This is a genomic window from Caballeronia sp. dw_19, from assembly GCF_018449515.1.
Taxonomy (GTDB): domain Bacteria; phylum Pseudomonadota; class Gammaproteobacteria; order Burkholderiales; family Burkholderiaceae; genus Caballeronia.
Genome location: NZ_JAAVUQ010000038.1, coordinates 1 through 19,662 on the forward strand (window position 1 = coordinate 1; position 19,662 = coordinate 19,662).

18 protein-coding genes are annotated in these 19,662 nt (G+C 60.1%); 12 read left to right on the forward strand and 6 right to left on the reverse strand.

Annotation, left to right across the window (positions count from 1 at the left end; all coding sequences use genetic code 11):
* Window positions 1-327: 327 nt before the first annotated feature.
* Window positions 328-1,137 carry a hypothetical protein gene (locus HB376_RS32825; RefSeq protein WP_213767821.1) on the reverse strand — a complete coding sequence of 270 codons (810 nt, stop codon included), beginning with the start codon at window positions 1,135-1,137 and terminating at the stop codon, window positions 328-330.
* A 76-nt stretch (window positions 1,138-1,213) separates the two neighbouring features.
* Here HB376_RS32825 and HB376_RS32830 point away from each other — a divergent pair, with 76 nt between their 5' ends.
* Window positions 1,214-2,752: a hypothetical protein gene (locus HB376_RS32830; protein WP_213767822.1), complete on the forward strand. Its 1,539-nt coding sequence runs from the start codon at window positions 1,214-1,216 to the stop codon at window positions 2,750-2,752.
* A gap of 657 nt (window positions 2,753-3,409) precedes the next feature.
* Here HB376_RS32830 and HB376_RS32835 read toward each other — a convergent pair.
* A complete protein-coding gene (locus HB376_RS32835; protein ID WP_213767823.1) occupies window positions 3,410-4,306 on the reverse strand; it encodes an SDR family oxidoreductase in 897 nt (298 codons plus the stop codon).
* 98 nt (window positions 4,307-4,404) lie between these two features.
* Here HB376_RS32835 and HB376_RS32840 point away from each other — a divergent pair, with 98 nt between their 5' ends.
* The 3 genes from HB376_RS32840 to HB376_RS32850 all read left to right on the forward strand — a co-directional run bounded on the left by HB376_RS32840 (window position 4,405) and on the right by HB376_RS32850 (window position 7,085).
* Window positions 4,405-5,271 (forward strand): helix-turn-helix transcriptional regulator, encoded by an 867-nt coding sequence (locus HB376_RS32840; RefSeq protein ID WP_213767824.1) that lies wholly within the window; start codon window positions 4,405-4,407, stop codon window positions 5,269-5,271.
* Window positions 5,272-5,392: 121 nt separating this feature from the next.
* Window positions 5,393-5,779 carry an ester cyclase gene (locus tag HB376_RS32845; protein ID WP_213767825.1) on the forward strand — a complete coding sequence of 129 codons (387 nt, stop codon included), beginning with the start codon at window positions 5,393-5,395 and terminating at the stop codon, window positions 5,777-5,779.
* A 559-nt stretch (window positions 5,780-6,338) separates the two neighbouring features.
* Entirely contained in the window at window positions 6,339-7,085 is a 747-nt protein-coding gene (locus HB376_RS32850) for a glucose 1-dehydrogenase (protein ID WP_213767826.1), read from the forward strand.
* 141 nt (window positions 7,086-7,226) lie between these two features.
* On the opposite strand, the gene HB376_RS32855 is transcribed toward HB376_RS32850, so the two are convergent.
* Window positions 7,227-7,418, reverse strand: a complete 192-nt coding sequence (locus tag HB376_RS32855) for a hypothetical protein (RefSeq protein WP_213767827.1) — start codon at window positions 7,416-7,418, stop codon at window positions 7,227-7,229.
* A gap of 201 nt (window positions 7,419-7,619) precedes the next feature.
* Between HB376_RS32855 and HB376_RS32860 the strand changes: the two genes are divergently transcribed.
* The 5 genes from HB376_RS32860 to HB376_RS32880 all read left to right on the forward strand — a co-directional run bounded on the left by HB376_RS32860 (window position 7,620) and on the right by HB376_RS32880 (window position 14,524).
* Window positions 7,620-9,449: an ABC transporter transmembrane domain-containing protein gene (locus HB376_RS32860; protein WP_213767828.1), complete on the forward strand. Its 1,830-nt coding sequence runs from the start codon at window positions 7,620-7,622 to the stop codon at window positions 9,447-9,449.
* A 486-nt stretch (window positions 9,450-9,935) separates the two neighbouring features.
* Window positions 9,936-10,421, forward strand: coding sequence for an ASCH domain-containing protein (locus HB376_RS32865; protein ID WP_213767829.1), 486 nt, complete (start codon window positions 9,936-9,938; stop codon window positions 10,419-10,421).
* A 422-nt stretch (window positions 10,422-10,843) separates the two neighbouring features.
* Window positions 10,844-12,265 carry a hopanoid biosynthesis associated radical SAM protein HpnJ gene (gene hpnJ / locus HB376_RS32870; protein ID WP_213767830.1) on the forward strand — a complete coding sequence of 474 codons (1,422 nt, stop codon included), beginning with the start codon at window positions 10,844-10,846 and terminating at the stop codon, window positions 12,263-12,265.
* Complete coding sequence (hpnI, locus tag HB376_RS32875) at window positions 12,262-13,422, forward strand: bacteriohopanetetrol glucosamine biosynthesis glycosyltransferase HpnI (protein WP_213767831.1); 1,161 nt, start codon at window positions 12,262-12,264, stop codon at window positions 13,420-13,422. The genes hpnJ and hpnI (HB376_RS32875) overlap by 4 nt, the downstream gene beginning before the upstream one ends.
* Before the next feature lie 103 nt (window positions 13,423-13,525).
* Window positions 13,526-14,524: a flippase-like domain-containing protein gene (locus HB376_RS32880; protein WP_213767883.1), complete on the forward strand. Its 999-nt coding sequence runs from the start codon at window positions 13,526-13,528 to the stop codon at window positions 14,522-14,524.
* Between the two features lie 21 nt (window positions 14,525-14,545).
* Here HB376_RS32880 and HB376_RS32885 read toward each other — a convergent pair whose 3' ends face one another.
* From HB376_RS32885 to HB376_RS32895, 3 genes are all read right to left on the reverse strand, one after another.
* A complete protein-coding gene (locus HB376_RS32885) occupies window positions 14,546-15,946 on the reverse strand; it encodes an ATP-binding protein (RefSeq protein ID WP_213767832.1) in 1,401 nt (466 codons plus the stop codon).
* Window positions 15,946-16,605, reverse strand: a complete 660-nt coding sequence (locus HB376_RS32890; protein WP_213767833.1) for a response regulator — start codon at window positions 16,603-16,605, stop codon at window positions 15,946-15,948. Before HB376_RS32890 ends, HB376_RS32885 begins: the two co-directional genes overlap by 1 nt.
* A 177-nt stretch (window positions 16,606-16,782) precedes the next feature.
* Complete coding sequence (locus HB376_RS32895; RefSeq protein WP_213767834.1) at window positions 16,783-16,926, reverse strand: hypothetical protein; 144 nt, start codon at window positions 16,924-16,926, stop codon at window positions 16,783-16,785.
* A gap of 11 nt (window positions 16,927-16,937) precedes the next feature.
* On the opposite strand from HB376_RS32895, the gene HB376_RS32900 reads away from it, so the two are divergent.
* From HB376_RS32900 to hpnK, 3 genes are read left to right on the forward strand one after another with little or no spacing between them, the layout of a single operon-like run.
* Window positions 16,938-17,288, forward strand: coding sequence for a hypothetical protein (locus tag HB376_RS32900; protein WP_213767835.1), 351 nt, complete (start codon window positions 16,938-16,940; stop codon window positions 17,286-17,288).
* Window positions 17,289-17,300: 12 nt separating this feature from the next.
* On the forward strand, window positions 17,301-18,572 hold the full coding sequence (hpnI, locus tag HB376_RS32905; RefSeq protein WP_213767836.1) for a bacteriohopanetetrol glucosamine biosynthesis glycosyltransferase HpnI: 1,272 nt from the start codon (window positions 17,301-17,303) through the stop codon (window positions 18,570-18,572).
* Window positions 18,562-19,392, forward strand: a complete 831-nt coding sequence (gene hpnK / locus HB376_RS32910; protein ID WP_213767837.1) for a hopanoid biosynthesis-associated protein HpnK — start codon at window positions 18,562-18,564, stop codon at window positions 19,390-19,392. Before hpnI (HB376_RS32905) ends, hpnK begins: the two co-directional genes overlap by 11 nt.
* Window positions 19,393-19,662: the final 270 nt, after the last annotated feature.

Here is a 19,662-nt window from a genome sequence, read left to right on the forward strand (position 1 = left end):
ACCCGGTCCGACGTCGAGCGCTCGGAGTGGGCCTCCATTGATCGGTCCGCGTCAGGCAGAAGTCGACCCGTTTAAGTCACTCAGTCAGCATCGGCGCCGGTCCGCTGTCACGCCAATATGAGACATTCGTACGCAGTGTTGCAGTCACCAGCATGTGTATGCCCCATGCGGCAGGATAGAGCGATCTGGTAGTTGGTTGGACTCATAACCCGAAGTCACAGGTTCAAATCCTGTCCCCGCAACTATCGATAGTTGGCGCCGCTTAAACTCGGACACGGCTTCAGAGGCTCTATATATCAAAGCTATTGGCATTTCCGCTGCCGCCCGTTATCTACGCTCGATCCCAAACCTGGCCAGTTCAGTTTCCAGCCACGCTTCGTCGCAATCGGGTCCGAGATCAAAGGAGATGATGCCCCCTGCTGCGAGTGCGGCTGGAAAGTCAAACGCCATATGAAGACTATGCGGCAGGTCCTGCATGACTTGACCACCTATGGCCAGCTTGCCCATACCGATCGCGCTTAACGTGATGCGTAGTTCGCGCTCTGCGCGAAAACGCTTCGCCTTGATGTAGCTGTAAAGGATCGGATTAGGCAGGTATTCGGCATTGAGGCGATGCTCATCCCAATCCACGTAGTCAACGATCCCGTAATTAATCGAGAAAATCTGCCGGCACACCACACCCTGCCAGTCGAGCTTCGCACCTGGTGCCAACTGGGCATTGAGATGCTGGCGCAACCATGCAAAATCGAAGACCACGGCAACGCGACCGTGCCTGCCACCCGAGCCATAGGTTTGCCAGAGATGTTCGCCGTTCTCCAGCGCGAAACAGCAGGCATAAGTCCGGGCACGACACTGGTCATAGTAGTGCGCCGCCGTATAATCCGGCATCCTCTCGAACCCGACGGCTGCGTTGACCTCCCGGTCAGCGGGCAGTTGCGCACCATCAAGCGAGTCGGCCGTGTCGAAATCACGGTAACGATCGACGCGATTGAAGTGCAGGTAAGACTCGGCAATCGAACGGACCAGGTGCTCGGTCTGCATTACCTTGTAAAGCCGCTGACCGTCCGCCGGTTGTCGAAGAAGCGCTGCATGCGGCTCGATAAGGCCTTCCGGTGCTGGCATTGCATCTGCTTTCATCGACGCTCCTGATTGTCTCTCTAGCATGGCTTGTATGATAGGAGGCTATCACCAATTTCGGGGTCGTTCGCGCACGATGAAGATCTACGATCTGTACAAGCCATTCAGGAATCAACTCCAAAAAATGGCGTTACGGCCAGCGTTGGAGCGCATATGGCAATGCCAGTTGCACGTGGATGTATCGGGGATGCTAAAACTTCGGACGAGAGCGGGCGGCCCAGTCTTCGAGATCCATGTGTGGGAGCTTCATCTTCTGTCCCGTGAAATATTGCTGCATGCGGCAGGCGACGAAAATACACTCGCTACGCCTCAGGGTCTCTTTCAGATGATCAACCACATTCGGCGGATCAGTGAAGGGATCTCGGAGCGCACGATCAGCTCTGGTGACGACGCAATGCGCGCGTTGCATACATTGATCCACCAGCAGGCTCGCTGGCAATATCCGCAAGACGAGGCCCGTATGTTCCGAGCCTTTCATATCTACAACGACCCCGAGTTGGCGCCTATCTTTGAGCGGGTAACGGATCTCTCGGTGAGAGAGATGTTTTTTCTAGCGATGGGCATCGCTGGCGCGGGGAAGAAAAAGGTGGTTACCAGCACGGCACAGGATTACTCGGCGTTCGGCGTAGCCCACGAGGCGCGTGACAAATTTTTCAAGATGGCTGGTACAACGCTGACTGAGATTCGTCGAAATATCGAAGCATTGCAGCGCGACGATGAGGGCTGGGCATTCACATGGAACCCGATGGAAGCCACTCCCCTGATCAACCTGGACGATCATCAGACACCTATCTACTGGCATCCCTTCCCTGAATTTCTGCTTCGGCGCGTTACCGAAGGACTCTTCTATGATCTCGGCAAGGGGAAAAGCCAACTCGGGATCGAGTTTGGCAATGAATACGGACGAGCTTTCGAGCGTTACGTACTGCGTGTCCTGTTTGAGATCTTCGATTTGGAGCGGTTTTCCGTCACGGGCGAACAACCTTACGAAGTTTCCGGAAATATGCGACATGGCGTGGATGCGATCGTAAGCGACACCACCGGAAACATATTTGTCGAGTCCAAGACGCGCCGGATGAAGCAAGGGGCCAAGGAAACGGCGGAGGGATCAACGCTTGAGAAATCGCTCGATGAGCTTGCTGAAGCCGTCGTCCAGTTATACAAAAACATCGATGATGCGATCAATGGGCTCTCGAAATGGATCCCCAACGGGCGACCTATTTATCCCTTCGTCGTAACCTACGAGGACTGGTATTTGTTCGCTCCACAGGTATTCGATCTCCTCAACGAGTGCGTGAGGCGGCGACTCGAAGAAGCTCAACTTCCCTCGAACCTAACTGAGACGATGCCGTATTTCGTCACCTCTATTGGCGAGTTCGAAATAGCCGGACAGGATATTGCCCGTCTGGGTGTCGAGCGTTTCTGCGCCGCCGGTACGCTGAGTGAGCATCGACATTTTAAACTCAGTATGCTGGCACAGACGGCCTTCCCGGACGAAAACATCATCCACCGACGTTTACTCGAAAACAGTTGGAATGAGATTTTCCCCGAGATGCAAGCCTGGGCTGGGATGGCCGGGCAGACAGAGGGTTGGTGGACTACACCCGCAGGATAGATTAGATAACAGGTGTGTTGAGTCTCGCGCCCACGCGCTTTGTTTCAGGCAGTCGCAAGTTCGAAAGTGAGATCGCGAACGATATGGTGAGCGTCCGTTTACTGAACGAAGCCGCCATCTGAACGGCCGACCATTGGTCGGGACGAATGACGCTTCATGGCCGGCAAGCACCTGATGGCGATCCGCGTCCCCTGAAGCACCACGGGCGAACCGAGCGGACTACGTAGTCGCGGCCGTGACGATCGGTTGGTAGTAACCACCGATAGCAGGCGAAAGAACCCGTACGTCATCGAAGGCGAGAGACGCCACTTCGTCAGGCGTGATAGCCCGATAGTGGCCGACGAAATGGCTCGATTGCCAGCCGTGGTCACTTGTCTGGCAAGTGATGTACAAGTGAACTGATTAACGCCGGTCGTCGTGCCAGTCCCAGACCTGATGCACGATGCGGCAAAGGCCGTTGTCCACGAACATGGCTCGCCCTATCATGCTTGGGCGTTGAATCAGCAACTCGCCATAGTCCCTTAAGCTAATAAACGTCTTTCCGCCCGTTCGTAGACTCCTTCCCCGACCGTCCTTTCCGATCGAGGGCTTGACTCGTTCAGCAAGCTCAACATCAGACAGCTTCTTGCGACCGGCAATGCGTTCCTGCGTCGAACGTCAGGGATGCGCGTAATAGCCCGGCTGATCGATGTCGGTGAGAAGGTCCGGACCGGTCGGCGCCCAGTCCAGCACGGCGCGAGTCCGATCGCTTGATGTCGGCAGGTCCGCGCTCGCGAACATCGCGAACCATCCGAAATGCGCCGCTGCTTCGTCGTGGGACTTGGCGACCACCGGCAGGCCGAGCCGGCGGCCGATCACCTCGGCGATAGCCTTGAACGGCACGCCTTCCTCCGCGATCGCATGATACGGGCCGTCGATAGCGCCGTGCTCGAGCGCGAGCCGGAAGACGCGGGCAGCATCGAAGCGATGCACTGCGGGCCAGCGGTTCAGGCCATCCCCCACATAAGCCGACACGCCTTTCTCGCGGGCGATTCGGATGAGGATGGGGACAAACCCGTGGTCTCCCACACCGTGGACGGACGGCGGTAGCCGCACGGCGGTCGCACGTATGCCGCGGTTCGCGAGGGTCTGCGCCGCCGCCTCCGACGCGCGGGGAAAGTCGCCGGACGGCATACGAGGCCGGTCCTCCTCGGTCGCCGTGCGGCCATTGCTCAGGAACGCCGTGCCGGACGTGACGAACAATGGGCGCTCGCTGCCTTCGAACACGCTGCCGAGAACCTCGATCGCGCGCCGGTCCTCCTCGGCGCTAGCTGCAAATCGGGAGAAATCGTGATTGAAGGCGGTGTGGATTATCCCGTCGGCGCTCGCCGCTCCTCGACGCAGGCTGTCGAAGTCGGTAAGCGATCCATGAACCGCCTCGGCGCCGGCAGAGGCGAGCGTGGCCGCGCCTTCCTCCGAACGCGTGAGACCCACGACCTGATGGCCGTTCGCGAGCAGTTCGCGGACGACAGCGGAGCCGACGAAGCCGGTGGCTCCCGTGACAAAGACGCGCATTTGATGCTCTCCCAAGTGATCGAGAGATCAATGTACGAGGCAAAATCATCCTGTTAAAGTGGTGACATTATCCAGGTATACCTCTTAACAGGTTGCACATGGCCCACGCGAACGAGAGTAAGAGCGAGAGCGCGAACGACAATCGGCTCGGCAATTATCTGAAGAACAGGCGCACGAAGCTCGATCCCGCGACTTTCGGCTTTTCAGGTAGCCGGCGGCGCACGGCGGGACTGCGCCGTGAAGAGGTTGCGCAGCGCGCCAATATCAGTGCGGCCTGGTACACGTGGCTGGAGCAGGGCCGCGGCGGCAATCCATCGGCGGACGTGCTGGAGCGCATCGCGAGGGCACTGATGCTGACCGAGGTGGAGCGCGAACACATATTCCTGCTCGGCCTCGGCCATCAACCCGAAGTCCGCTATCGGGGCAGCGACGCGATCACGCCGCGACTGCAGCGCCTGCTTGAGGCGCTGCCCGATAGCCCGGCTATCGTCAGGACGGCGACGTGGGACGTGGTTGCCTGGAATCGCGCGGCTGCGGCTGTGCTCACCGACTACGGCTCCCTGCCGCCCGAACAACGCAACATCCTGCGCATGATCTTCTGCGATCCCCGCGTGCGAGCCGCGCAGTTCGATTGGGAAAGCGTGGCCCGCTTCGTGGTGAGCGCCTTCCGGATCGATGCCGCACGCGCAGGCGCTGACGCCGAGGTGGCGCCGCTCGTCGACGAACTGTGCCGGTCAAGCCCCGAATTCGCCGCCATGTGGCGGGACAATGAGGTGCAGACCTACGGCGAAGGGGTCAAGCATCTGCGCCACCCCGTGCTTGGGCCCATCTCGCTGGAATATTCTTCCTTCGCGGTCGACGGGCGGCCGGATCTTCAGATGATCGTCTACAACCCGGCGACACCGGCCGATCAGAAACGGATCAGGTCCCTGATCGAGGGAACGCGGGAAATCGCTGCGGAGTGAACCCGATGCCGCTTCGATTGTGGGCAAATCATCAGCCTGTATGACGATGTGAACGGCTGGCGTGGAACTTGAACTCGTCCCGCTTTGCAGCAGGGACCTTGTAAAAGGACAGGCAATTGCCATGAATAAAATCGACCTCTCCAACGTCTATCGAGACTACATTGCCTGCCTGAATAAGCAGGACTGGCTGCAGCTGGAACAGTTCGTTCATGACGACGTGTACTACAACGATCGGCGGATTGGCTTATCAGGTTATCGTGCGATGCTTGAGAGAGACTTTAGTGAAATTCCAGACCTTTATTTCAAAATTCATCTGCTGATTTCCGATCCGCCTTGTGTCGCCAGCCGGCTGGAATTCGTCTGTACACCAAAGGGAAAATTTCTTGGCCTCCCTGTAAACGGCAAGAGAGTTTCCTTTACGGAGAATGTGTTCTATCAATTCCGGGAGGGAAAGATCGAGCAGGTATGGTCAGTTATAGATAAAGCGGCTATCGAAGCTCAGCTTTAGTGCGGCGGCTGACGTGCTAGTCGCTCTTATCTTTCTGCCCAGGGCGATCTGATCGATCTGCTTTGCCGCGCGATACGCTGCAACCAGGGCGGTGGAGTTCGCGACCTCTGCCGGATCGTCTATTTCGCTGCCGCAATGCGCGACAACGGCGGCACGGTGATTTCAAAGATCTTGACGGCCCTGGTGATTTCGCGCTCATCGATGACTGGCCGCCCGGTTCGGGACCGGCGCTAGCCTGGCAGGTCATCGAGATCGTGGCGTCACAGCTCAGGATCGGCGGCTTCTTGTGATGAACGACAACGGCGAGTCGGACTACGTCGAATTCATTCGAGATCTTTCCAACGGCTTTCTGTCCGTCAAGTTGTCCCTCGAAGGCGGGCCGGAACGACCGGTCAAAATATGCTGAGCTTCAATTGTTCGTCAAATCCCTCCAGTCAATTCGTTTTGCGCCGCTTTATCGCGGCCGAAGAGATGTCTACATTTGCACGAGCGCAAATCGATTGGTCCCAGAAACCGCCAGTCATTTTCCACGGTACTCAATCTCTTCAAGGAAACGATCATGAGCAAGCTCACAGGTAAGGTAGCCGTCGTCACGGGCGCGTCCAAGGGTATTGGCGCCGCTATTGCCAAGGCACTCGCAGCGGAGGGAGCTTCAGTAGTCGTCAACTATGCAAGCAGCAAGGCGGGCGCCGACGCCGTCGTTGCAGCCATTACCGCGGACGATGGCCGGGCAGTTGCCGTCGGCGGCGATGTTTCGAAGGCAGCGGACGCGAAAGGCATTATCAACGCGGCCATCGAGACGTTTGGACGCCTCGACATCCTGGTCAACAATTCGGGAGTCTACGAATTCTCGACGATCGAAGAGATCACCGAAGAACACTTCCACAAACAGTTCAACACCAACGTACTAGGCGTGTTGCTTACCACGCAGGCCGCCGTGGGTCATCTGGGCGAGGGGGCCAGCATCATCAATGTCAGTTCGGTCGTCACCCGCATTACGCCGCCGGCAAGCGCTGTCTATAGCGGCACGAAAGGCGCGGTCGACGCAATTACCGGCGTGCTTGCGCGCGAACTCGGGCCGCGCAAAATTCGCGTGAATTCCATTAATCCCGGCGTCGTGGTGACCGAGGGTACCCACAGCGCAGGGATAATCGGGTCCGACCTCGATGCGTGGGCGCTCACCCAGACTCCGCTTGGCCGATTGGGGCAGCCGGATGACATCGCGTCGATCGCAGTGTTTCTGGCGTCGGATGACTCGCGCTGGATGACGGGCGAAAATGTTGTCGCAAGTGGCGGCATGCGCTGATCTGGACGGGTGATTGTGCCCGGCGCGGACCCGCTGTGGTCCCGTCGGGTGCCAAACGCTGCGGCAGGCTAGACTCGCAGCGGCGTGCGGTTGCTTCCAAATCGGCGTTGCGACCGGCGTATCTCTTGTCGAACCGTCGCTCTAGCGACGGCCGCTGCGGCCCCACACGTAGCGTACCCAACGTTGCCACCTGTTTTTCGGCGGCGCGGTGGCGTTGCGCGTTGCCTTCTCTTCGCGGTCGCGCTTGACGCTCTTCTGAACCTGTTCATGGATCTGGCGTAACGTGAGGCCGCCGGGGCCCTTCAGTTTGTCGGGATCGGGATTGTCTGTCATGAGAATGGCTTGTTCCTGATGGGTCCACCTAATCTTGATACAGATGGGCAGTCGCGGCAAGCACGTGGCAGGCAGTTAGCCCTGAACGATACGTAGCGTACGCCGAAGCGCTCATCGATCAGCGCCAGGCTTTGACTAGTCCGTCTTCGAATCCGCAGTACTGGCACAATCGGGGGGACCTTCGATCCACTTGGAATCCTGATGCCAGACGCTGTCTCGCCTTCGCCGCCTTCGCGAGCTATAGGCCCCCTGTTTGCGCTGTTTCCGTTCCTGCGCCCTTATGCCGGGCGATGGGCGCTCGCGTTCCTGGCGCTGATAACGTCGGCGGGGGCCACACTGGCGTTGCCGGTGGCGTTCAAATACCTGATCGATCGTGGCTTCGCTGCTGGCGACCGGGCGCATATTGATCGCTATTTTCTCGCACTCTTCGTTGTTTCGCTGATACTGGCCGGCGCCACGGCGCTGCGCTTCTACCTCGTGTCCTGGCTGGGTGAGCGGGTCACGGCTGACCTGCGGCGCGCGGTCTACGACCACGTGCTGGGGATGAGTCCGCAGTTCTTCGAGACCACGCAGACGGGAGAGGTGCTGTCGCGGCTCACCGCCGACACCACGTTGATCCAGACGGTGGTGGGCACCAGCCTGTCGTTGGGATTGCGCAATTTCTTCCTGCTTACCGGCGGCGTGGCGATGCTGGCGGTGACCAGCCCGGTGCTATCGGCCTACATTATTGCCACGCTGGTTGTGGTGGTCGCGCCAATCGTCATCTTCGGCCGGCGCGTGCGGCGGCTTTCGCGCGCGAGTCAGGACAAGGTAGCGAACGCGAGCGCAGTGGCGGGCGAGGTGCTCAATGCCATGCCGACCGTGCAGTCTTATACGCAAGAGCCCTTTGAGGCGCGGCGATTTGGCGGCGCGGTAGAACTGGCCTTCGAAACAGCACTCAAGCGCATTCGGGCGCGCGCCTGGTTGACCGCCGTGGTGATCGTGCTGGTGTTCACTGCCATTGTGTTCGTGCTTTGGCTCGGGGCGCAGGCGGTTCTGGCCGGGCGAATGACTGCTGGCCAGTTGTCTCAGTTCATCCTCTACGCGGTGTTCACGGCCGGCGCGGTGGGGGCAGTTGCCGAAGTGTGGGGTGATCTGCAGCGGGCCGCCGGCGCCACCGAGCGGCTACTGCAACTGCTGTCTGCGCGCTCGCCGGTCGTTGCGGCCGAGACGACCGTGCCGCTGCCGACGCGCGGCGAGGGTATCCGCTTCGATAACGTCAGCTTCTCGTATCCGTCTCGCCCCGGTGTCGCTGCGCTTTCCAGCCTCTCACTCGATGTCCGCTCGGGCGAGCATGTCGCGTTGGTTGGACCGTCCGGGGCCGGCAAGACCACCCTGTTCCAACTGCTGCTGCGTTTTTACGATCCGCAGACCGGCACCATTCTGATCAACGGCGTGCCCACGCGGCAAGTGCCGCTTGTCGAGTTGCGCAGGGAAATCGGGGTAGTGCTGCAGGAATCGGTGATCTTTTCTGGCAGCGTCCTCGATAACATCCGCTACGGCGCGCCCGAAGCCACGCTCGCGCAAGTGCAGCGGGCTGCCGGGATGGCCGCTGCGGCGGGATTTATTGAAGAGCTGCCGCAAGGTTACGACACGTTTCTGGGCGAGCGCGGTGTGCGACTCTCTGGCGGACAGCGCCAGCGCATTGCGATTGCCCGTGCGATTCTGAAAGATCCGCCGATCCTGCTGCTGGACGAGGCCACCAGCGCGCTCGATGCAGCAAGTGAACGGCTGGTGCAAAAGGCATTGGACAATGCCGCGCAGAACCGCACCACGCTGGTCATTGCGCATCGCTTGGCTACGGTGCAGCAGGCGGACCGCATTGTCGTGATGGAACAAGGCCGCATTATTGCGCAAGGCCGTCACGCGGAGCTCCTTCTGAGTTCGCCGCTCTATGCGCAGCTTGCTGCCCTGCAGTTCGGCGAGCATCAAGGGCAGACGGGACGAAGCGGTGCTGTGCTCGATCTACAACCGTCCGCAAAGACCGGCTAGCCGCTGTAAATGCTTCGCAAACGAAACGCTCGCGGTGACCCGGAAGGGGAGCGTCGAGGGTTGTGGCTGAATGCTCCAAACCAATTGATATGACGCGGTAGCGTGAGGCGCCGATCGGCCTGGACGCGGCGGTCAGTGTTGTCGCACTGAATGACGGCTCTTCGCTTTGGGTCGCGGCATGCGTTTATTCGTAAGGGTCACGGACTTGCCGCAAGCCTATTGGTCCCGCTCAAGGAAGCTCCCTCGATGAACGCCGACGCCTTCGTTACCCAACACGATTTCGATAAACACAATGATCGCTTTGAGGACAATTTTGGTCACTAGCGCAGCCACGACCTCAGTAGATTCCTTCGCCAGTTATGCGATGTTCTGACCGTCTGCACAGGGTGGCGTGAATCATCGATAATCACGAGCCAATGCCTCGTTCCGGTTGGACATTCACCGCCAATTCCCAACTTCGGCAGTGCGACTTGAAATTGTGAAGATATGAACTTGATCATCAGGCAGCTCGTCGAGGAATTGCACGAACACGGTATCTACCTGCCAGATGGCGATGTTCGGATCGGCAGTTTTGGCGATTCCGAGGCGCTATCAAACGCGCTTATCTTACGTATCGCGGCCGGCATAAAACGAGCGACCTGCAGTTTGCTGTGGTCTTGGGAATTCGAGGACGACGTGTTGCCAAAAGCCGGGGACATCGAGATTGTTCTTGATTGGCATAGCCGACCCACGCTAGTTCGGCAAGCAGCGACTGTAGAGATCGTTCCGTTTGCGCGCGTAACCGCCGGATTTGCGGCTAGTGAAGGTGAAGGGGATCTTTCCCTATCGTATTGGCAGACGGAGCACTGGCGTTTCTTCTCGGAGGAGTGTCTTCGGATCGGACGTGTAGCGGATGAGTCGATGCCTCTCGTGTGCGAGACGTTCGACGTACTTCATGTATTGAGCGGGTTCAAGTCGAAGGTCAGTGACTAAAGGTGTGTAACCGGCATTGGCTGCAAGAGGAAGTCCACCACTGGAGCGAAGATTGTCAGCAGTCCGAGATAGTTGCCGGCGTCCTCGGATGCGATGAGGCTTCGGTCAACAAGGCACCTTGGAATCGCATGAATTAGCGGTTCCTCCCCCGTTTTCCGGACCCTGCCACAGGGTCTCAGTTCGCTGGAAAAATATCCTGTAGAAATTCCAAACGGGCTGGCAATTGCATCGCTGGACGGCGGTGTCAAAAACGAGTTGGGAGAGGCAAATCAAAGTCGCCGCGTTGGCCGATCGATTACTTAAGGTTTCCTTCAGCTTTGCTCCGTACTATTTGCGCGTCCGCTTGTTTTCCCACGAGCAAATAGTTCCGATGTTTTCCGCTAGAAAACTGAAAGCGTCCATACAGGTTCGCTGGAGCGTTAATGAAAACCTTGTTCTTGCAGGCGCCGTCCTATGACGGCTTCGATGGCGGCGCAGGTTCGCGCTATCAGGCGAAGCGCGAAGTCCGCTCGTTCTGGTATCCGACATGGCTCGCACAACCTGCCGCGCTCGTTCCCAATAGCCGTGTTCTCGACGCTCCCGCTGACGGACTGTCCGTTGATGCATCGCTCGACATCGCGCAGCAATATGACCTGGTGATCATTCACACCAGTACGCCATCGTTTCCGACCGACGCCCTGTTTGCCGAAGACCTGAAGAAGCGCAAGCCTTCCGTGCGGGTCGGCATGGTCGGCGCGAAAGTCGCGGTCGATCCGCACAATTCGCTGACCGCCAGCGAAGCGATCGATTTTGTTTGCCGTGAGGAATTCGATTTCACATGCCAGGAAGTGGCCGAGGGAAAGCCGCTCGCGCAGATCAAAGGCTTGAGCTATCGCACCGCGGACGGTTCGATCGAGCATAACGAAGCGCGCCCGATCCTTGAAAATATGGACGAGTTGCCGTTTGTCGCGCCTGTGTACAAACGCGATCTGAAAATCGACAACTACTTCATCGGCTATCTGAAGCATCCGTACGTGTCGATCTATACAGGCCGCGGCTGCCGCTCGAAGTGCACCTTCTGCCTGTGGCCGCAAACGGTGGGCGGGCATCGCTACCGCACGCGCTCAGTCGAGAACGTGCTCGAAGAAGTAAAGTGGATTCGCGACAACCTGCCTGAAGTCAAGGAGATCATGTTCGACGACGACACCTTCACCGACTTCAAGCCGCGCGTCGAGGAAATCGCCCGCGGTCTTGGGAAATTGGGTGTGACGTGGTCGTGCAACGCGAAGGCGAACGTGCCGTACGCCACGCTCAAGATCATGAAGGAAAACGGCTTGCGGCTCCTGCTTGTGGGCTATGAATCCGGCGACGATCAGATTCTCCTGAACATCAAGAAGGGCTTGCGCACGGATATTGCGCGGCGTTTCACCGAAGACTGCCGCAAGCTCGGCATCAAGATTCACGGCACCTTCATTCTCGGCCTGCCGGGCGAGACGCAGGACACGATCCGCAAGACCATCGAGTACGCGAAAGAGATCAATCCGCATACTATCCAGGTCTCGCTCGCCGCGCCGTATCCCGGCACGACGCTCTACAACCAGGCGGTGGAGAACGGCTGGCTCGAAGAGAACAAGGTCATCAATCTCGTCAGCAAGTCAGGCGTGCAGCTCGCGGCGATCGGCTATCCGCATCTGTCGCGCGACGATATCTACCATCAGCTCGAAAACTTCTATAAGCGCTTCTATTTCCGTCCGTCAAAGATCTGGGAAATTCTGCGTGAGATGCTCACGAGCTGGGACATGATGAAACGGCGCCTGCGTGAAGGCGTCGAATTTTTCCGCTTCCTGCGCGCCCACCAAGCGTGAGCGCCGTGCATCTGCTCGCCGTCACGCTTGCCTGGGCGTGTGCGGCGGGTGCGGTTTTCGGCATCGCCTATACGGTGCTGGCCGGTGCGCTGATCGGCCGGTTCTTCGCGAGAGCGGTGTCCGAGCCGACCAGTTTTCCGCCGGTCACGATCGTCAAACCGCTGCACGGCAGCGAGTGGGCGTTGCTCGCTAATCTGTCGAGCTTCTGCCGGCAGGACTATTCGGGCCCTGTGCAATTCCTGTTCGGCGTGCACGATTCAACCGATCCCGCCTTGCAAACCGTCGAGGATCTGCGGCGATTGCATCCGGAAGCGGACATCACCGTGGTTGCCGATGCGCGCCTGTACGGTCCGAACCGAAAGATCAGCAACATCCTCAATATGCTGCCGCAGGCCCGGCATGACCTGCTGGTGTTCGCCGACAGCGACGTGAGCGTCGGGCCGGATTATCTGCGCAATGTAATCGGCGAATTACAGAAGCCCGGCGTCGGTCTCGTCACCTGCGTGTATCGCGGTGCGCCCGATCCCGGTTTCTGGCCGCGCCTGTCGGCCAAGGCCACCAACTATCAATTCCTGCCCGGCGTGGTGACGGGACTCGCGCTTGGTCTCGCGCGTCCCTGCTTTGGGCAGACCATCGCGATGCGACGCGATACCCTTGAAAAAATCGGCGGGTTCACACCGTTCGTGAAGCATCTGGCCGAGGACCATGCAATCGGCGAAGCCGTACGGATGATCGGCGAGAAGGTGGTGATTCCGCCGTTCACGATCTCGCATGCCTGCGTGGAATCGAGTGCGACGCAACTGATCGCGCACGAACTGCGCTGGAGCCGCACGATTCGCAGCATCGATCCGCTCGGCCATCTCGGCTCGGCGCTGATTTATCCGCTGGCTTTCGCACTGCTCGCCATCGCCTTCTCGGGCGGCGCGCTGTGGTCGTGGCCGCTTGCGCTGGTCGCGGTATGCGCCCGGCTCGTGCTGAAATTGCAGTCGGATCGCGCGTTACAGCAGGCACATGGTGACCTGTGGCTGTTGCCGTTATGGGATATCGTATCGTTTTCGATTTTCCTGGCGAGCTTCTGGTCGTCGCGTGTGATCTGGCGAGGCTTCAGTTTCAAAGTGGACGGTGACGGCCTGCTGTCGGCGGCGCAGGACGAATGACGGATGAGCGGCAGGACAGGTCGGCCATGATGCGCAGGTTTTTCGAAGCGGCTATTAAAAGCAGGGCAATGCGTATGAGGCGCGCGCACGAGGTGTCCACGTGATGAAGCATCTCGGTCGCGCAGCCGCGCTCGCCGGCTTGCTGGTGTCGCTCTGGCTGGTCTGGCTGGACAATCCCGCCGCCGTGCTCGGCGCGCTGCGCGCGGCCGGCGCGGGACTCCTGCTGGCGGCGTTCGCGCACGTGCTGCCGATGCTCGCCAATGCCTGCGACTGGCGTTCGCTGATTCGCGGCGGGAATCGTCCCGGTGTCTTCGCTATGCTGCACCTCGTGTGGGTGCGTGAATCGGTGAATAGCATGCTGCCGGTCGCGCGTATCGGCGGCGAAGTGGTCTCGTTTCGAATGCTCAAGCGCTGGGGCGTGCGGCCTTCGACGGCGGTGGGCAGCATCATCGTCGATATGCAGCTCACGGTGATCAGCCAGTTGCTCTTCACGATGGTCGGCATTGGCTTTCTGTTCGCGCACGCCCATTCCGGCACGCTGCGGCTCGCCAGTCAGCTCGCATGGGGCGTGGTGGTGCTCACGCCGCTGCTGGTGCTGTTCGCGCTCGTGCAGCACGCCAGTCCATTCGAGCGCATCACGCGTGCGCTCAATCATATGACGAGCGGCAAGCTGGCGGCGTTGGTCGGACAGTCGGCACAGGTCGATCAGGCCATCAAGGAGATCTGGCGCAGACGCGCGGTTGTGCTGCGCTATCTGTTTTTCTGGCAACCGCTGCAGTGTTTCCTGACGGCGCTTGAAATCTGGCTGGCGCTTTACTTCCTTGGCGCACCGGTGAGCCTGACCGAGGCGGTGGTGATCGAATCGCTGATTCAGGCGGTGAGCAGCGCGGCGTTCTTCGTGCCGGGCGGCCTCGGTGTGCAGGAGGGAGGTTTCATTGTGATTGGCGGCGCGTTGGGGCTCGATCCTTCGATCTGCCTGGCGCTGGCCGGCGCCAGGCGAATTCGTGATCTGTTGATCTTCGTGCCCGGACTCTTCGCCTGGCAGTTTGCCGAGTCGTCGAATCGCGCGTCCGGACAGTCGGAACGGGCTGAGAGCCGCTAGACCCGGCTTTCGTCGCGCGCGTCAGCCCGCTTCGACATAGGCAGGAAACGACAGTTGCACTGCAAGCCCTCGTCCGCCGATACCGGCGCCGATATGCAGGCTTGCATCGAAATGCTCCGCGATCCGCGCGACGATCGAGAGCCCTAGCCCGCTGCCCGAAGCCTGCGTGCCGGTCGCGCGAAAAAACCGGTTCGTCAGATGGGCGAGATCGCCTTGCGCGACGCCAGGGCCGTCGTCGCGCACGGTGAGTTGCACGCGGTCATCCGCATGGTGCACGTCCACCTCGATCCGGCCTCCGGTGCCTCCATACTTGATCGCGTTATCGAGCAGATTGTCGAGCAGGATGCCGAGCAGCACCGGCTCGGCATTGATCTCGGCGTGCAGGTCGCCCGCCAGCGTCACGCGAATATCCCTCTGCTGTGCATTGCGCTCGTTGGCGAGCAGCGCATCCTTCGCGATCGCCGCCGGCTTGAGCGGCTCGGCCGGCATTTTCTCTTGCGCGTCCAGGCGCGCGAGCAGCAACAATTGCTCCGCGAGCCGCGCGCTCCGATCGACGCCTTGCACCACGCGCTGCATCGCCAGTTGCCGTAGTGCGGCGTCCGGCTCGGCCAATGCGACTTGCGCCTGCACCTTGATCGCAGCGAGCGGCGTTTTCAGTTCATGCGCGGCGTCGGCGGTAAACGCGCGTTCGCGCTCAACCGAGTGCCGCAAGCGCGACAGCACGAGGTTGATCGCATCCACCAGCGGCCGCACCTCGGTCGGTACCCGGCCGATATCGACCGGCTCCAGCCGGTTGATATCGCGTACGCGGATGGCGCCCGAGAGGGTCTTGAGCGGCGCCAGACTCCAGCCGATGCTGAACCAAACCAGCAGTGCAAGGACCGGCAGCGCGAGAAGGGTGGGCCGCGCGATTCGGCTCGCCACGCCGCTTACCAGATCGCTGCGCGTATTGGCCGGCTCGAAAACACGCACCGTGTGCCCGAGCGCGGTATCGCGCAAGGTGAACGTATGCCACAACTGACCGCCCAGCGTCATGTCCTGGGTGCCGCTGAGCGGAGGCACCGGCAGATCCTGCGCCTGTAACGTACGCAATTGCGGGCTGCCGGCCAGCACGGCGCCGTTCGCGCTACGGACCTGGAATAGCGCGTCACGCGGAAGCGCGTCGTCATCGTCACTGTCGCTCGCGCCGGGTTCGCCGCCTTTCTCTTCTTCCCGCACGTCGATGCGGGCATTGGCCAACGTGGTCAGATTGCGCTGGTCGAGCAGCGCGAGGATTTGCGCCAACTCCGCGAGCCGCGCCTCTTCCCATTCGCCAATTTCGTGTTTGGCTTGCCGATAGCTCGACACCAGCGCGATGCCCCAGATCAGCACGATGCTGGCGAGAACCAGCAGAACAAGACGTCGGCGTATCGATGGCGACATTACGCTTTCTCCACCACGTAGCCGAGATTGCGCACGGTTCTGATCAGTTTGGCGCCGAGTTTTTTGCGGAGGTTGGACACATGCACCTCGATTGCGTTGCTTTCGATTTCTTCCTGCCATCCATACAAGCTCTCTTCAAGACTCGAGCGCGACTGAGGATTGCCCAGGTGCGTCAGCAACTGCATCAGGATGGCCCATTCCCGTGAGGTCAGGGACACGCGTGTAGTGCCGACTTCAACGGTTTGCGCTGCCGGATTGACCGTCAGATCACGATAGCGGATGACTTCCACACTGCGGCCTTGGGCACGGCGCAGCACGGCCCGGCAACGCGCGATCAGTTCAGTAAGGTCGAAGGGCTTGCTGAGGTAGTCGTCGGCACCGGCTTCCAGGCCGCCAACGCGGTCAGCCACCATATTTCTGGCTGTCAGCACCAGCACGGGGAGGTCCTTGCCCGCATCGCGAAGCCGTTTCAGCACCTCCATGCCCGATACCTTGGGTAAGCCGAGATCCAGTATCACGAGCGCATAGGTGGTGGTAGTGAGGGCCAGGTCGGCCTCGTGGCCGTCGCGCGCCCAGTCGACGGTGAAGCCGGCCTGACGCAGCCCCGCTTCAACACCGTAGCCAATCAGTTCGTCGTCTTCTACGAGGAGTACGCGCATGGGTCAAGGACTCCTTCACATCATTAATGTCGGCCGCCGGTTGGCGCGGACTTTGTAACGGCCACCGGGCCGCATTCGCAGTGTAACCATAGTGGTCACCAGCAGCCGAGTACCGCCGTGCCGCTTAAGGTTTCCTTCAGCTTGGATCGATAGTATCGCTCCTGACAGCACACGCTCTCACGTGACCTGCATGGCGCGAAGCAACGCCAGGTTGCGGGAGACTCGCCATTCGAATGTCGGTGCATCGACTCGACGCTCAGCTTGCGGTTTTTGCAGATGAATCGCGCCGAAATACAGGTGCATGTCATCCTGAAAGGTCACGAGACTACGCCATGAAACCGGTCACCGTCGACATACTGCGAGCCCATCTGATGGCCGCTTCACTCACGGCAATGGGCGCCGAGGCGCTCATATTGCTGGTGTTGCTGGTCCTGCCGGTTTCTGAAGAGACCTTCAGCTCCACGCCGTTCAGGCTGCTCGCGCTGGCGCTGATCGTCAGCGGCGTGATCGTGATTCGGCGCCTGGCGCATGCAGCGTTCGAGCAGGCGGTGCAGCGTCGTTACGTCACAACCCATCTCGCGCTCTCGCGGCCTGTATCGGTGACGACCCGTTGTCCGCGGCGCGGGCTTGTCATTCTTCATCTGCGATTGACGGGCAGACCGTTCGTATTAGCCAGCCACTGACGGAACCCTGCGATGGCGGCGCACACGCTGAGTGCATATGAATGGGTGTTGTTAGCCGGCTGCGGTATCGCTTCGCTCTACGTGATGGCAGCCGCCTTAGCCATGCCGTTCTTTGCGATGCGGCGTGCCGGTGCCGCCACGAGCGCTGTGCATCCGGCGGCCGCTGAAGCCACTGCACATCTGTTCGCGCCTGTCGGCGTCAGCGTACTCAAACCGCTTTGCGGCGCTGAGCCGCGTCTCTACGAAAATCTCCAGACCTTTTGCGTCCAGCAGCATCCGCATTTTCAATTGGTGCTCGGCGTATCCTCATCCGATGATCCAGCCGTTGCCGTGGTGCGCCGATTGCAAGTCGCCTATCCAATGCACGACATCGAGCTCGCCATCGACACCCGCGTGCATGGCAGCAACCTCAAGGTCAGCAATCTCATCAACATGGCGGAGCGGGCTCGACACGAGGTGATCGTGATTGCCGATAGCGATATCGCCGTAGAAGCCGACTATCTTGACACCGTGGCCGCGCCCCTCGTCGACTTGAGTATTGGGGTGGTCACCTGTCTTTACGTGGCGCAAGGCGTCGGTGGCTTCTGGCCACGTGTAGGCGCATTGTTTATCAACGAGTGGTTCGCGCCGTCGGTGCGGGTCGCTCACGCGGTCGGTTCACGTCGCTTTGGGTTTGGGGCGACGCTGGCTTTGCGCCGCGCGACGCTCGAGCGTATTGGCGGATTCGAAGCGTTGAAAAACTGTCTCGCCGATGACTATCGGCTCGCGCAGCACGTACGCGGCCTCGGATTGCGCACAGTGCTCTCGCGCGTGATCGTGACCACCGACGTCATCGAACCGAGTTTCCGGGCCTTGTGGCAGCGTGAAACGCGCTGGTTGCGCACGATCCGCTCGGTGAATCCGCTGGGCTTCGCCTTTTTGTTTATCACCTTCCCATCGCCCTGGCTGCTGGCGGGAGCCTGGCTCACAGGCAGCCTCCTGACGGGTCCGCCCGGCGACGTGGACCCGTGGCCGGCGCTCGCGAGCGCCACCGTGACGGCGTGCGGTAGCGTCGCGCGCGTGCTGCTGCATCTGCGCGCCGCGCGTCACGAGCACGCCTTCTGGCGAGACCTACTCCTCGTGCCGCTTCGCGATATCTTGCTGGCCTTGCAATGGCTCGCGGCGGTGTTCGGCTCGCATGTTGTGTGGCGCGGCGCACGCGTACCCGTGACGGAGTCCGTATCGGCGAGGCAAAGCACGGCGTTAGCCGCGCTGGATGTGATTGAAACTTCCGATGGTGGATAAGGTGCCCGGCCTGATCATTACCGCGGACGATTTCGGCCTGCATTCGCGCGTCAATCTTGCGGTCGAGCAGGCGCACCGGCATGGCGTGCTGACGGCGGCCAGCCTGATGGTCGGTGCGCCTGCCGCGGCCGATGCGATAGCGCGTGCCCGGCATTTGCCGCAATTGCGGGTCGGCCTGCATGTTGTCCTGGCCGATGGCAACGCGATCATGCCGCGTGCGGACATTCCGGCGTTGCTCGACAAGCATGGACGCTTCGGCAGCAACATGGCGCGCGACGGTGTGCGTTTTTTCTTTTCGCCGCAGGTACGCAGGCAATTGGCCCGGGAGATTCGCGCACAGTTCGACGCGTTTGCGAAGACGGGTTTGACGCTCGATCACGTCAACACCCACAAGCATTTCCATTTGCATCCGACGGTGCTCGGGTTGATTCTGGAAATCGGGCGCGACTATGGAATGCATGCAATGCGGCTGCCGTTCGAAATGGGCGCGCCGCTGTGGATGAAGCCATGGATCGCGATGATGCGAGTCCGGCTCGCGCGTGCGGGAATTGCGCATAACGATTATGTGGTGGGCATCGCGAGGAGCGGGAATATGGATAAGGCGGCGTTGCTGGCCGCCCTTAATGCATTGCCGCGCGGCGTGGTCGAGATTTATTGTCATCCCGCGGTCGATGGGGATTGTCCGTTAAGCGAGGGGATGCAGTTTTATCGTCATGCGGATGAATTGCAGGCGTTGCTGTCATCGTGCGTCAAGACAGCGATCCATGCCACCGCTGTCCGTGTTGGCGGATTCTCCGATGTGCTGCGCAGGCCACCTTGACGATCGGCTTTTCGTTCCGTAGCAGTCAATCACCCTCAGCGATATTGATCCCCTATGACTCATTGTCAGGTGCCCCGTTTCTAACGGTCAGCGCACCGACGATCCGCCGCGCCGACCCTTCATTCTTTCAATTTGTTATTATTTTGAAATATTTAAGTAGGACAATTGCAGGAAAACTCTCAAACCGGGGATAAAATCGCCCCTCAAGAACGGCTGATCCGTGCGCTCTCCGGCGTACCGCGACGGCTGTAAAAGAACGGCACGCCTTTG

What these genes read in the sequence shown, in the direction of transcription:
- HB376_RS32840 (WP_213767824.1), top strand. Translation starts at nt 4,405, where the DNA reads ATGGCCCACGCGAACGAGAGTAAGAGCGAGAGCGCGAACGACAATCGG.
- HB376_RS32845 (WP_213767825.1), top strand. Translation starts at nt 5,393, where the DNA reads ATGAATAAAATCGACCTCTCCAACGTCTATCGAGACTACATTGCCTGC.
- HB376_RS32890 (WP_213767833.1), bottom strand. Translation starts at nt 16,605, where the DNA reads ATGCGCGTACTCCTCGTAGAAGACGACGAACTGATTGGCTACGGTGTT.
- HB376_RS32900 (WP_213767835.1), top strand. Translation starts at nt 16,938, where the DNA reads ATGAAACCGGTCACCGTCGACATACTGCGAGCCCATCTGATGGCCGCT.
- HB376_RS32865 (WP_213767829.1), top strand. Translation starts at nt 9,936, where the DNA reads ATGAACTTGATCATCAGGCAGCTCGTCGAGGAATTGCACGAACACGGT.
- HB376_RS32885 (WP_213767832.1), bottom strand. Translation starts at nt 15,946, where the DNA reads ATGTCGCCATCGATACGCCGACGTCTTGTTCTGCTGGTTCTCGCCAGC.
- hpnI (WP_213767836.1), top strand. Translation starts at nt 17,301, where the DNA reads ATGGCGGCGCACACGCTGAGTGCATATGAATGGGTGTTGTTAGCCGGC.
- HB376_RS32860 (WP_213767828.1), top strand. Translation starts at nt 7,620, where the DNA reads ATGCCAGACGCTGTCTCGCCTTCGCCGCCTTCGCGAGCTATAGGCCCC.
- hpnJ (WP_213767830.1), top strand. Translation starts at nt 10,844, where the DNA reads ATGAAAACCTTGTTCTTGCAGGCGCCGTCCTATGACGGCTTCGATGGC.
- HB376_RS32825 (WP_213767821.1), bottom strand. Translation starts at nt 1,137, where the DNA reads ATGAAAGCAGATGCAATGCCAGCACCGGAAGGCCTTATCGAGCCGCAT.
- HB376_RS32850 (WP_213767826.1), top strand. Translation starts at nt 6,339, where the DNA reads ATGAGCAAGCTCACAGGTAAGGTAGCCGTCGTCACGGGCGCGTCCAAG.
- HB376_RS32835 (WP_213767823.1), bottom strand. Translation starts at nt 4,306, where the DNA reads ATGCGCGTCTTTGTCACGGGAGCCACCGGCTTCGTCGGCTCCGCTGTC.
- HB376_RS32880 (WP_213767883.1), top strand. Translation starts at nt 13,526, where the DNA reads ATGAAGCATCTCGGTCGCGCAGCCGCGCTCGCCGGCTTGCTGGTGTCG.
- HB376_RS32830 (WP_213767822.1), top strand. Translation starts at nt 1,214, where the DNA reads ATGAAGATCTACGATCTGTACAAGCCATTCAGGAATCAACTCCAAAAA.
- hpnK (WP_213767837.1), top strand. Translation starts at nt 18,562, where the DNA reads ATGGTGGATAAGGTGCCCGGCCTGATCATTACCGCGGACGATTTCGGC.
- HB376_RS32855 (WP_213767827.1), bottom strand. Translation starts at nt 7,418, where the DNA reads ATGACAGACAATCCCGATCCCGACAAACTGAAGGGCCCCGGCGGCCTC.